Below are 12,616 nucleotides of genomic sequence, written 5' to 3' on the forward strand. Positions count from 1 at the left end.
ACCCTTCACTTCATATTCGCGCCGCGCGGCCCTGAACCCTGCGACGCATTTTCGCAAGGTTCGCCCACGGGCGCATGATCGATAAAACCGTGCCACCGGTCGACAGCGGCAGCCACCCGTTCGGCAGCCCGCGCGTCAGTCACGCCGATGTGTACAACATTTTCGCGCCCCAGCGCTACCGACAAGATCGTGCGGTCGACAGCGAGGATCAACCCCTGCCGCCCCGAACCCTCTTCGTCGTTGCCGATACGCCAGGCCTGATCGAGCTTGCGGTTGCCGTCGGTCCCTGCGTCGGCGGCGTGATAGAGCAGGTGGAGCGCGCCTTTGCGCGCCGCTTCCTCGATCCGCTCGCTGCCGGTCGCAAGCGTCGAGGCGCGCGCCTCGAGCCCCAGCCGCTCCAGCGCGGCGCGCGACAGCGCCTCCTCGATCCGCGCGCCCAGATCGTCGGGGACCGAAATGTCGGTCGTCTTGAATGCACGCGCCAGCGCGCCCTTGAGCTTGCCCTTGGCGACCGCCGCATCGAGCACGGGCCGCGTGACGCCGATCCATGCGCCGCGCCCGGGTGCCTTAGCACGCACATCGGGGTGCACCTGCCCGTCGGGCGCGAGCGCGAGGCGAATGAGATTGCCCCGCTCGCCCTTGGCACGCGTCAGGACGCAGGTCCGCTCGCTGACGTTGCCGCCAGCTTCGTTTTCGGTGTCGACCGCTACCGTGTCATTGCGAGGATTCCGCAACAGCGTCCTCCTCTTCGAACCAATGCGCGCGGGCCGCCATGATGATCTCGTTGCCCTGCTCTTCGCTGAGGTTGTATTCGGCGAGGATGCCGCCCTTGGGCTCGTTGGTCGGCACCACCTTGCGGCGCGGCTCGATGCGACGCTTCTGGATCAGCTCGTCGGTGGCGAGGTCGGCAAGATCGTCGAGCGTCTTGATCCCCGCCTTGCCCAGCGTCACCAGCATCGCTTCGTTGAGGTGCGGCATTTCGGCGATCGCATCCTCGACACCCATGCCGCGGCGCAATTCGCGGTTGGCTTCCTCGCGGCGCTCGAGCGCTTCGGTCGCGCGGTTCTGGAGCTCGGCACCCAGTTCTTCGTCGAACCCTTCGATGTCGGAGATTTCGCTGACCTCGACATAGGCGACTTCCTCGAGGCTGGTGAACCCTTCGGCAACCAGCAGCTGCGCGAGCGTCTCGTCGACGTCGAGCTCGTTCTGGAAGAGCTCGGAACGCTCGACGAATTCGCGCTGGCGCTTCTCGCTCGCATCGGCTTCGGTCAGAATATCGATGGCCTTGCCTGTGAGCTGCGAGGCCAGGCGCACGTTCTGCCCGCGACGGCCGATGGCGAGGCTGAGCTGGTCATCGGGGACGACAACCTCGATGCGCTCTTCCTCTTCGTCGATGACGACGCGGCTCACGTTCGCGGGTTGCAGCGCGTTGACGACGAAGGTCGCGATGTCGGGCGACCAGGGGATGATGTCGATCTTTTCGCCCTGCATTTCCTGCACGACGGCCTGGACGCGGCTGCCCTTCATGCCGACGCACGCGCCGACCGGGTCGATGCTGCCGTCGCGGCTGATCACGCCGATCTTGGCGCGGCTGCCGGGATCGCGCGCGGCGGCCATGATCGTGATGATGCCGTCGTAGATTTCGGGCACTTCCTGCGCGAACAGCTTCTTCATGAAATCGGGATGCGCGCGGCTGAGGAAGATCTGGGGTCCGCGCGTCTCGCGCACGACCTTCAGGATCAGCGCGCGGATGCGGTCGCCGACGCGGACGACTTCGCGCGGAATCTGCGCGTCGCGGCGGATAACGCCTTCGGCACGGCCCAGATCGACGACGACATGGCCGAACTCGACGCGCTTGACGACGCCGGTGATGATCTCGCCGGCGCGGTCCTTGAATTCCTCGAACTGGCGCTCGCGCTCGGCATCGCGGACCTTTTGGAAAATGACCTGCTTCGATGCCTGCGCCGCGATGCGACCGAATTCGATGTTAGGCAGCGGATCGACGATGAAGTCGCCGATGGCGGCGCCGGGCTGCAGCTTCTGCCCGCCCTCGAGGCTGACCTGCTTGAAATAATCCTCGACCTGCTCGACGACCTCGACAACCCTCCACAAACGAAGATCGCCGCTTTCGGTGTCGATCTTCGCGCGGATGTCGTTTTCCGCGCCGTAACGCGCCTTGGCTGCGCGCTGGATGGCGTCCTCCATCGCGTCGATCACGATCGCGCGGTCGATCAGCTTTTCCTTGGCAACCGCATCGGCAATTGCGAGCAGCTCGGCCTTGTTGGCGGCTGCGGGGGCAGTGGAGGCCATCAGTTTACTTCCTCTTCGATGATGTCTTTGTCGCCGTCTTCGTTGAACTCTTCGACGGTGTCTGCGCCATCCGCAATCAGCGGTTTGGTCGCCTTGATGAGTTTGTCGGTCAGTATGAGCTTTGCCGTCGCAATCGCCGTGAACGGGAACTGCATCGCGCCATGCCTGGCCACGACCAGCACGTCGTCCCCTTCGACGCCTTTCAGATCGGCATCGAACATCTTGCGTCCCTCGATCGGCTCGACCAGCTTGATCCGCGCTTCATGCCCCGCCCAATCGGCATAATCGGCCAGCCGCGTCAGCGGCCGGTCGATGCCGGGCGAGCTGACTTCGAGCCGATAGGTTTCGTCGATGGGATCGTCCGCCGTGCCGTCGAGTGCGTCGAGAATTTCCGACAGTCGCCGCGACAACACCGCGCAATCGTCGAGCGTCAGCTGGCGCGTGTCGGGCCGCTCGGCCATCACCTGCAAGGTCGGATCGGACTTGCCGCCGAAGAAACCGACGCGCACCAGCCGCAGCCCGAGCGCGGTCGCTTCGGGTTCGATCAGTGCGGTCAGGGCGGCGATATCGGCCATCAATTCTTTCGGCAAAAACAAGCGTGTCTCGCGCCCGGACCCTTGCGGACCCGAACCCAAACACCGACGATGTAAGGAAGACAGGAGCGATATAGGCCGAACCGCGTTACGCAGCAAGCCTGAAGATGGAGACCATGATGAAACGCGCCGCCACTGCCCTCTCCCTTGTGCTTGCTGCCTGCGGGCAGGCCTCGACCGCGCAAGATGCTGTTGCGGTCGGGCAAGCCCCCATCACCGGCCCGCAGACCGGTGCGACCAAGCCGTTCGTCGCGACGCCGGTCGCGACGTTCGACAGCCCCTGGGCGATGACCTTCCTGCCCGACGGGCGGATGCTGGTGACGGAGAAGGGCGGGGCGCTGAAGCTGGTCGGCGCTGACGGCAAAACTGGGGCGGTCGTGCGGGGCGCGCCCGCGGTCGACAGCGGCGGACAGGGCGGGCTGATGGATGTCGTGCTGCATCCCGAATTCGCCGAGAACCGGATGGTCTATCTCAGCTGGTCGGAAGCGGGTCCGGGCGGCAAGGGCGTCGCGCTGGGGCGCGGGCGGCTGGCCGATACCGTCATCCAGTGTATCCGCGCGCCCTGTCCGGTCCAGCCGGGACTGCAGGGCTTTACGACGATCTTCCGCGCCACCCCGTTTGTATCGGGCGGCGGCCATTATTCGGGCCGCATCGCCTTTTCGCCCGACGGCAAATATCTGTATTTCACCAATGGCGAGCGCCAGAAATTCGATCCCGCGCAGGACAAGTCGGCGACGCTGGGCAAGGTGCTGCGCCTCACGCCCGACGGAAAACCCGCGCCGGACAACCCGCTCGCAGCCCAAGGTTTCCGCCCGGAGGTATGGAGTTACGGCCATCGCAACCTGCTCGGCATCGCGTTCGACGCGCAGGGGCGCTTGTGGGAACAGGAAATGGGGCCGAAGGGCGGCGACGAGCTCAACCTGATCCTGCCGGGCAAGAACTACGGCTACCCCATCGTCTCGAACGGCGATCACTATGACGGCCGCAACATTCCCGACCACCCGACGCGTCCCGAATTCGAAGCGCCCAAGGTCAGCTGGAACCCGGTCATCTCGCCCGGCGGGCTGATCTTCTATTCGGGCAAGCTGTTCCCCGCGTGGAAGGGCAGTGCCTTTATCGGCGGTCTGTCGTCGCAGGCGCTGGTCCGCATATCGTTCGATGGCGAGAAAGCACGCGAAGCCGAACGCTTCGACATGGGCAAGCGCATCCGCGAAGTCGAACAGGGACCGGACGGCGCGCTTTATGTGCTCGAAGACGGCGCGGGCGGGCGGCTGCTGCGGTTGACGCCTAAACCGTGACGCTCAGTTCCACCGGCACATTGCCCTTCACCGCGTTCGAATAGGGGCAGACCTCGTGTGCCTTGGCGACCAGCGCCTCGGCTTCGTCCTGCGCGAACCCCGGCACGTGCGCGTTCAACGTCACCAGCAGGCCGAAGCCGCCCTCGTCGCGCGTCCCGATGGTCACGTCCGCCGTGATCGTCGAAGCGGTCACGTCCTTTTTCTGCAGCTTGGCAATGTAATCGAGCGCCGAGCTGAAGCAGGCGGCATAGCCGGTCGCAAACAAATCCTCGGGCGTCGTCGCGCCTTCCTTGCCGGGTCCGCCCATCGCCTTGGGGATCGACAGGTCGACCGCCACCACGCCATCGGACGACGCCGAATGGCCGTTGCGGCCGCCGGTCGCGGTGGCATGGGCAGTGTAGAGCGGTTTAACGGCCATCATGGTTCTCCTCATCGCGTTTCGCCAAGATGGTGCGGGAATGTGACGCTTTCCAGTCAGCGCCGCAAATACCGGAAATACCAGACCTCATGCCCTTACACGTCGCGCGCCTTATGTTCGTAGAGGGTCTAGGGCCAGTCGGTGGGGCGGGCGGGGAATTCCGCCGCAGTTCGGCTTCCCATGCGAAATGCGAGCGCGTGTGCCGCATCCGCAGGCGCAACACGGACGGGGTGGGCGGTTGCTGAAACTGAGGCCGGCTTGGCACCGCGCTGACGTGCGCCAGGCCTCCCTGCTATCGGCTGCCCCGCCGCGATGTCTGCCTGTTCGACGGATAGCTGCATCCGACAGCACCCTTCGCCGATGCCATGGCCATCGCCGGATAGGGGCATAACGGGCGTGTCCGGCCGGGCCATGGTGTCGCGGGTCCGGCGGTTGCCGTAATGGCATCCGGGGCCTTGCCGTGGAGCATCCACTCCTCGAGCGCGCTCAGGCTATCGAAGCGGTCGGTGGCGGCCCCGCCGCCGCAATGGTTCATGCCCGGCACCGGAATGACGCGGACGAAGCGCGACGCGCTGCCCCGGTTGCGGCGGTCGACGGCTTTCCACCAGTCGATCGTGTCATAGGCCGAGAATACCGGGTCGCTCATCCCGTGCGGCACGATCAGCTTGCCGCCGTGCGCGCGAAACGCGGACAGGTCGGTCGAGCGCATGCCGACATCCGCCCATGCCGAGGTACGGTAGGGAGCGACGACACGGTAGATGTGCCCCGCGTCGCGGTCGAAATCGAACGCCAGCTGCCACGCGAGCAGTCGCGCAGGGTCCGTCGGCAAGGCGGTCGGCGGGCTGGTAAACACCGCCGCCAGCGAGCCGCCGCCGAGGATGACGTTAAGCGAAGGCGGGCCGTTCTCCGCACCGACCTTCCACACCCGCCAGCCCGGTTCGGCGATGCCGGTGTCCCAGGGGAAAGCTGCGTAAAGCGCCCGACCCTTGCTGTCGCGGGCTCCGCCCATCACGCGTGCCAGCGCGTCGATCTGCGCGGTTTGCAGGCAACCGGTTTGATCGCCGCCCGAACATTGTTTTGCACGAAGGGCGGGCAGGACACGGGCGGCGGTGCACTGGCCGATGGCACCGATAATCCCGTCGACGAGGCCATCGTCGGCATCGCATGTCTGTTTGACGGCGTCCCCGACCAGTTTGAACTGGTCGGCGGTGATTGCAGTTTTCAGCCCTTCGACTGTCGGGGTCTGGCCGGCCGCCCGGAGGATCGAGGCAAATTGCTGCACGTCCCAGGCTTGCGCGACGGCGGCGCGGGGCAGTGAAAATCCGGGCGCGGCGGCGACGATGCCATCGAACGCAGCCGGGTAACGCTGGGCGAAGGCCATCCCTTCCTGTCCGCCCTTCGAACAGCCCCAGAAGACCTTGCTCTGCGGCGCGCGGGCATAGGCCTTGTTCGCGATATGCATGCCCAGATCGTAGCCGGGCTTGAGGCTGGCATGCCCATAATCGGCGCGCGCCTGCGGATCATGGCCGAACACCAGCTCGCCGCCATGGTCGGCAACTTTGTTGACGGCATTGTCATGCCCGCTGTCCTGCGTGAACACGGCATAACCGCGTTCGAGGCCGGTGCGGTTGCCGGGACCGTTGAAGCCGGTCGCATCGCCGACGACGCCATTGCTGCCGCCGCCGCCCTGAAAGAAGAACCGCCCGTTCCAGTCCTGCGGCAATCGCATCCGGAACGCGGTGCGATAGGGGCCGCCGACCGTCCCTGCATGCCCGCCGTAATGGCCAGTGACTTCGCAATGCGCGGGGAGGGGAGCCGACTTGCCCCCGCGCCCCTCGACCTGGGTGCCCGCCGCACGCCAGCTGGCCGCTGTGATGGCAAGCCCCGAAACCGGCGCGCCCGACAGCGACGCTGCGGCGAGCGCGGCGCAGCCGTTCGCGTCGAAGCTCCTCGCCGGTGCCGCCGTCACCGGCGAGGTCAGGCCGGTCGGCAACGCCAGCAACAGCGGCATGGCGATCCGGACGCGAACGGGCAGCGTGTTCATCAGTAGCGGTACCCCAGCCGTATCCCGAACTCGCGCGGCGCGCCGTAGAATTCGTTGTTGCCGTTCTGGCCGGACACATAATATTTGTTGGTGAGGTTCGTCCCATAGACCTCGACCCGCAACGAACCCGATTCATAAGAGATCTGGCCCGACACCAGCCCGTGCGACTCCAGCCGGTCGGTGACCGGACTGTAGAGCAGGTTGGTGAACTGCGCGCCGACGAACGAATAGTTCAGGCGCGGCGTCAGCCGACCCTCGCCGACGGGAATCGTATATTGGGCACCGATATTCCACGTCCATTCGGGGGCGTAGAGCGCGGGACCGCCGGTAGTCTGCACGATAAAGGGTGTGTAGTCGCGGCAGGTCGCGCCGGGGGCTACACCGGTTGCGCATTGCGGCAGGTCGCCGTTCGCGTTGAATCCGGGCACCAGCCGGGTGTTGACGAACGCGCCCGCGCCGAGCTGCGAATTGACATAAGACGCCCCGCCGTCGACCGAAAAACCGCCGAAGCGCGCCTGGAATTGCGCTTCGATCCCCTTGATCGTTGCGGCCGAGATATTGGCGACGCCGCCGCGGCCCGACGCGGTGTTCAGCACCTGCTGCTGGAAATTGCTGTATTTGTTATAAAATCCGCCGATCTGGGTCTTTAGGTGGCGATCGAAGAACGAACCCTTCCAGCCGATTTCATAATCGGTGACGATCTCGGGAAGGAAGTCCAGCCCCACCGGTTCGGGCGGATTGGTGCCGCCGGGCTTATAGCCGCGCGCGACGAACGCGTAGATCAGATGGTCGCTGTTGGGTGTCCAGTTGATCGCGAGCTTTCCCGAGAACGCCCCGTCCTGATGCTCGCCGGTCTGCGGCGAAGGGTTGCCGATAAACGTGCTGGTACGCCCGGTATAGGTGTTGCCCGATCCGACGACGCTGAACCAGGAATAGCGGACACCCGCCTGAATTTCGAACTGGTCGCTGAGCTTGTAGTTCGCCTGTGCGAACAAGCCGGTCGTCGTCTTGTCGGTGTCGGGCTCGATCCAGATCGACGGGGTGCCGGTCAGCGTGTTGAAGTTGAAGATCCGCACATTGATGATGTTGTGCTGGTAATAGCCGCCGAGGATGTAGCTGAACGCGCCGCCAGTCGGCGAAATGATGTTGATTTCGCCGCTCGTCTGCCGCTCGCGGACGAACTGGCTCTGCCCGCCGCGCGCCGCCAGCGCGTTCGAGATAAATGTCGAGGTGCCGTCGGTGTCGTAGAGATTCTGGATGCGCTTGTTCTGGTACGCGCCCAGCGCCCGAATGATCAGCCCGCCGTCGGTTTCGTAGCGCAGCTCGAGGTTGTTTATGAACGCGCGCTCGCTGTTCTGCGTCGTCGTATTATACTGCAACTGGTACCGGATGGGCTCGCGCGACCCCGAATAGCCCGTCGTCTGGATCGGCTGATAGGCATAGCCGCCGGTTTCGCGCTGGATGAATTCGGCCTTATAATGCGCCGTGAAATTGCCCGATTGCCACAATATCTGCCCGCGAATGTCCTGCTCGGACAAGCGGTCGGGATGGTTCGCGAACGCACCGATGTCGTTGTAATACGATGCCCGCGTCGTCGACAGCCCCGACAGCCGCACCGCAAGGTTGTCGCCGACGGGCAGGTTGATGGCGCCATTGGCCCCGAGATGACGGTAGCTGCCGAACTCGAGATTGACCGCCCCTTCGAGCTTGCCGAGCTTGGGCTTGTTGGTGTTGATGAAAATCGCGCCGCCGGTCGAATTCGATCCGACCAAGGTGCCCTGCGGCCCGCGCAGGACTTCGATTCCCGCAATGTCGTAAAAGCTGCCGGTCGACACGATCGGCGGCTGGAACACGCCGTCGAGATAGCTCGCCACACCGTTCGACACGTTCGGCGACCCGCTCGCCAGACCGATGCCGCGGATGTTGACTGCTTCGGTCAGGCCCGCCTTCACGATCGACAGGCCCGGGGCGATATTCTGCAGGTCGAGCTGGCGCACGACCGCGCGTTCGCCCAGATCGTCGCCCGAAATCGCGGTCGCGGCGATATTCACCGATTGCAGGTTTTCCGCGCGGCGTTGCGCCGTGACGACGATTTCCTCGACGCCATCGCTCGGCTTGGCGGGTGCCGTCTGGGCAAGCGCGGGCGTCGCGCCGGTGGCAAAGGCGGTGGCTGCCAGCAGCAGCGCTTTGGTGTGTGCGATCGTTTTCATGTCGTCTCCCCCGAATCGATGTGTGTTTTCAGATGCTGTTGTGACGGGCGGCCGTGCCGCGAATGTTGCAGAGCAGGCGCGCGAGCAGTTGCGCCTCGTCGGACGTCAGTGTGGCCGTGATGCCCTCATCGACCTTGATCGAAATCTCGTCGAACTGGTTGAACAGCGCCTCGCCGACAGCGGTGACGAACAGCGCATTGCTCCGTTTGTCGCGGCCGCTGCGGCGTTCCACAGCCCCGACCAGCGCCAGCGCGTTGACCATTTCCATCGTGCTGGCCCGGTTGATTTCGAGCGCGCGGCCCAGTTCGGTCTGGCCGCATCCCGGGTTCGCACGAATGTAGGCGAGCGCCGTCGCGCGGGTCGCCGTCAGCCCGATTTCGCCGAGCATGTCCTGGATGACGCGCATGTGCGCAACGTCGGCGAGGTGCAGCAAAAAGCCGAGGCGCGACCCGATGACGCCGAAATCGTTCCGGTGCGGTGGCGTGACGCCGATTCGTGTGACCGAAGCGCTGGGCACTCGCGGTTCCTCTCCCCGATCCCGATCGAAAAGTGTCGGGATTGTATGGAAGCCATACAACTAAGCGATCGGGGGGTCAATCGGCTGTGCGCTGGCGACGCCGATAGCGGAAATACCAGACCTCATGCCCGTACACGTTGCGCGCCTTGCGCTCGTAGCGTGTCTCCGGCCAATCGGCGGGGCGGACAAGGAAATCCTGCGCGGTCTCCACCTGCCAGTCGAACTGCGCCGCCTGTTGCTGCATCACCATCATCGCGTGCGCGACATAGACCGGATGGTCGGTGCCGAAGCGGAACTCGCCACCGGGTTTCAGCTTGCGGGCGATCATGTCGATCGGGCCAGTGTTCATGAACCGCCTTTTGGCATGGCGCGCCTTGGGCCAGGGGTCGGGGTGGAGCAGATAGACGTGGCTTAGCGAGGCATCGGGCAGGCGGTTCAGCACATCGAGCGCGTCACCCATGTGCAGCCGGACGTTGGTCAGCCCGCCGTCGCGGATATGGCCCAGCGCGCCGACGACGCCATTCAGGAACGGCTCGCACCCGATAAACCCGTGATCGGGCTGCATCGCCGCGCGTGCCGCCAGATGCTCGCCCGCGCCGAACCCGATTTCGAGTTCGAGCGGGCGCCCGGAGCCTTTGGCGTCGCCGAACAGGACCCCTGCATCGAGCGGGCCTTCGGGAACGGCCAGTTGCGGCAGCAAGTCCTCGACCAGTTCGGCCTGGGCGACCCGCAATTTATGGCCTGCACGACGTCCGTAAAGGCGGCCTATCGAGAGGGGGTCGTTCATAGCCGCGCTTTGCGTGACCGGAAGCGTCCGAGCAAGTCCGTCCGCGCGCTTCGCCTGGCATCTCGCCTACTTTGGAATGCTTGGGCTCACTGTAATGTTGCTGGCTTTGTCGCCGCCCGTCGTCCGCGAGAGCGGACTTTGATTTTGTATGAGGCTCAGAACCTGTTCCGGCTGCGGCAACTTGTCGAACATGGGGTAAACCGACGAACTGTCCAAATCACGCAAAATGACCTGAAACCCGGGGTTCGGCTGCAACAGTGCAATGCCCGCCGACACAGTCGCAACACGCCCCGCATCCCCGAACGCCAGGGTATAGGCCTTGGCGTCGTCGTCGGTTCGATAGACGCCGAATGCCGAACTCCCCTGTCCGTCGCGGCAAAGAGGTTTTGCACCGACACCGGACTTTCCGTCGCGCCGTGCCTCCGCAACGGCCTTGGCCTCGACTTGCGGGATCAATGCGCCGAGCAGCACCTGTGCCATGTCGGGTTTCATCAAACGGGCACGGAATCGTTTCTGCGAGGTGACGCAAGGCTCGACCCGCACGGCCGCTTCGGTCGCGATTGCAGGACTGGGGAAGCGGATTGCTCCGATAATGTCGCTCATTTTCGAATCGATCTGCGCTTCGTCGACGATGTTTGAGCTCAGCCGGACCACGACCAGCCAGTCGTCGATTGGCATGACGGCAAGCGCCGTACTCTTGAAGTCGCCGCTATTGATAGAGAAGGACTGTCGCAGGGCGTTAGCGATAGAAGCGCCGGGTGCCGGGAAAGCAAGCGGTGCATTTTGGCGGGAGGCAACGCCGCGAAAGGCGGGACGGAGCCTGATCTGCGTTTCGGAGCGATCGAACCAGACCGGCACAGAGGCCAGCGCAGGTTTGAAGAGGTAGATCGTTGCCTGTGTCGATTTGTCGGCCGTCGCATATTGCACAACGACATCGAGTTCCTTGTCGCCGAGGTCGTAAATCTCCGTGCGCGCCAACCCGCCGAGCTTGCCCATCAAGATCAGTTTCGATGCAGCGTGTTGCCAGCCGGCCGCAGGCGGCACGGCCAAATCGCGCTTCGCTGTGGCGGGACCGGAGAGCCCCGCCAGCAGCATTGCTGCGCCGCACATCAAAAGACCTGGCCTCATTAAATACCCTCCCGAACCGATGGCTCAGGCTGAACAACGCGCAGGCTGGAAGCAAGTGCCAATCAGGCGGACAGTTCCGCCTTCAGCGCGTCCACCAGATCGGTCTTTTCCCAAGGGAAGAAATCGCCCTCGGGCGTCCGGCCGAAATGGCCGTAGGACGCGCTGGGCTGGTAGATCGGCTTGTTGAGCTTCAGGTGCGTGCGGATGCCGCGCGGGGTCAGGTCGACCAGCTTGGCCAGCGCTGCCTCGATCGCCGATGCTTCGACCGTCCCGGTGCCGTGCGTATCGACATAGAGCGACAGCGGCTTCGACACGCCGATGGCATAGGCCAGCTGGATCGTGCAGCGCCGTGCGATGCCCGCCGCGACGACGTTCTTGGCCATATAACGCGAGACATAGGCAGCCGAACGATCGACCTTGGTCGGATCCTTGCCGCTAAATGCGCCGCCGCCGTGCGGGGCGGCGCCGCCATAGGTGTCGACGATGATCTTGCGGCCCGTCAGGCCGGCGTCGCCATCGGGTCCGCCGATCAGGAAGCAGCCGGTCGGGTTGATGAAATATTCGGTCCAATCGCCGAGCAGCTCGGCCGGGATCACTTTGCGGATGACGCCGACGACATAGTCGCGCAGCACGGCATATTTGGCCGGATCGCCTTCGCCGCCGTGATAATAATAATCGTCGGCATGCTGCGTCGACACCACGACGGCGGTCGCGCGCGCCGGCTTTTCGTCGATATATTCGAGCGTGACCTGGCTCTTGGCATCGGGCTCGAGGAAGGGGGCCGCGCCCGAATGGCGGTCCTTGGTCATCTCTTCGAGAATCTTGTGCGAATAATAGAGCGTGGCCGGCATCAACCCGTCGGTCTCGTCGGTCGCATAGCCGAACATGATGCCCTGATCGCCCGCGCCCTCGTCCTTGTTACCCGCCGCATCGACGCCCTGTGCGATGTGCACCGACTGGGCGTGCAGGCGGTTGATGAATTCGAAATTGGCGTGGTGGAACCCGTCCTGCTCATAGCCGATGCGCTTGACCGTCGCGCGGACGGTCGCCTCGATCTCGGCCTGTGCGCCCGGTGCCCATTCGCCGTTCTCGAACACGCCCTTGCAGCGGATTTCACCGGCGAGGACGACCAAGTCGGTGGTGGTCAGCGTCTCGCAAGCGATGCGCGCTTCGGGATCCTTCGACAGGAACAGATCGACGATCGCGTCCGAAATCTGGTCCGACACCTTGTCGGGATGTCCCTCGGAAACGCTTTCGGAGGTGAACAGGAATTGCGAACGCATGCAAAGGCCTTTCGGAATCGGATATAAA

At 64.5% G+C, this 12,616-nt stretch carries 11 protein-coding genes; 1 reads left to right on the plus strand and 10 read right to left on the minus strand.

Annotated elements, in window-relative coordinates; genetic code table 11:
* Positions 1 to 5: 5 nt before the first annotated feature.
* Genes M0209_RS15810 through rimP form a run of 3 tightly spaced genes read right to left on the minus strand, consistent with a single transcriptional unit; the run spans position 6 to position 2,885 of the window.
* Positions 6 to 734 carry a DUF448 domain-containing protein gene (locus M0209_RS15810; protein WP_408988212.1) on the minus strand — a complete coding sequence of 243 codons (729 nt, stop codon included), beginning with the start codon at positions 732 to 734 and terminating at the stop codon, positions 6 to 8.
* Complete coding sequence (nusA, locus tag M0209_RS15815) at positions 715 to 2,310, minus strand: transcription termination factor NusA (RefSeq protein WP_258889233.1); 1,596 nt, start codon at positions 2,308 to 2,310, stop codon at positions 715 to 717. Before nusA ends, M0209_RS15810 begins: the two co-directional genes overlap by 20 nt.
* On the minus strand, positions 2,310 to 2,885 hold the full coding sequence (gene rimP / locus M0209_RS15820) for a ribosome maturation protein RimP (RefSeq protein ID WP_258889234.1): 576 nt from the start codon (positions 2,883 to 2,885) through the stop codon (positions 2,310 to 2,312). Before rimP ends, nusA begins: the two co-directional genes overlap by 1 nt.
* 134 nt (positions 2,886 to 3,019) lie before the next feature.
* Between rimP and M0209_RS15825 the strand changes: the two genes are divergently transcribed.
* On the plus strand, positions 3,020 to 4,201 hold the full coding sequence (locus M0209_RS15825; protein ID WP_258889235.1) for a PQQ-dependent sugar dehydrogenase: 1,182 nt from the start codon (positions 3,020 to 3,022) through the stop codon (positions 4,199 to 4,201).
* On the opposite strand, the gene M0209_RS15830 is transcribed toward M0209_RS15825, so the two are convergent.
* From M0209_RS15830 to metK, 7 genes are all read right to left on the minus strand, one after another.
* Positions 4,191 to 4,622, minus strand: coding sequence for an organic hydroperoxide resistance protein (locus M0209_RS15830; RefSeq protein WP_258889236.1), 432 nt, complete (start codon positions 4,620 to 4,622; stop codon positions 4,191 to 4,193). The two genes, M0209_RS15825 and M0209_RS15830, sit on opposite strands and share 11 nt — an antisense overlap.
* Before the next feature lie 289 nt (positions 4,623 to 4,911).
* Positions 4,912 to 6,663, minus strand: a complete 1,752-nt coding sequence (locus M0209_RS15835) for a tannase/feruloyl esterase family alpha/beta hydrolase (protein ID WP_258889237.1) — start codon at positions 6,661 to 6,663, stop codon at positions 4,912 to 4,914.
* Positions 6,663 to 8,873, minus strand: coding sequence for a TonB-dependent receptor (locus tag M0209_RS15840; protein ID WP_258889238.1), 2,211 nt, complete (start codon positions 8,871 to 8,873; stop codon positions 6,663 to 6,665). Before M0209_RS15840 ends, M0209_RS15835 begins: the two co-directional genes overlap by 1 nt.
* Before the next feature lie 28 nt (positions 8,874 to 8,901).
* Positions 8,902 to 9,390 (minus strand): MarR family winged helix-turn-helix transcriptional regulator, encoded by a 489-nt coding sequence (locus M0209_RS15845; RefSeq protein ID WP_258889239.1) that lies wholly within the window; start codon positions 9,388 to 9,390, stop codon positions 8,902 to 8,904.
* 76 nt (positions 9,391 to 9,466) lie between these two features.
* The gene (locus M0209_RS15850; RefSeq protein WP_258889240.1) at positions 9,467 to 10,177 is read right to left on the minus strand and encodes a tRNA (guanosine(46)-N(7))-methyltransferase TrmB; all 711 of its coding nucleotides are present in this window, start codon (positions 10,175 to 10,177) and stop codon (positions 9,467 to 9,469) included.
* Between the two features lie 66 nt (positions 10,178 to 10,243).
* Positions 10,244 to 11,272, minus strand: a complete 1,029-nt coding sequence (locus M0209_RS15855) for a hypothetical protein (protein WP_258889241.1) — start codon at positions 11,270 to 11,272, stop codon at positions 10,244 to 10,246.
* A gap of 95 nt (positions 11,273 to 11,367) precedes the next feature.
* Positions 11,368 to 12,588: a methionine adenosyltransferase gene (gene metK, locus M0209_RS15860; RefSeq protein ID WP_258889242.1), complete on the minus strand. Its 1,221-nt coding sequence runs from the start codon at positions 12,586 to 12,588 to the stop codon at positions 11,368 to 11,370.
* Positions 12,589 to 12,616 lie beyond the last annotated feature (28 nt).

The sequence above is a fragment of the Sphingomonas sp. SUN039 genome, from assembly GCF_024758725.1.
Lineage (GTDB): Bacteria > Pseudomonadota > Alphaproteobacteria > Sphingomonadales > Sphingomonadaceae > Sphingomonas_O.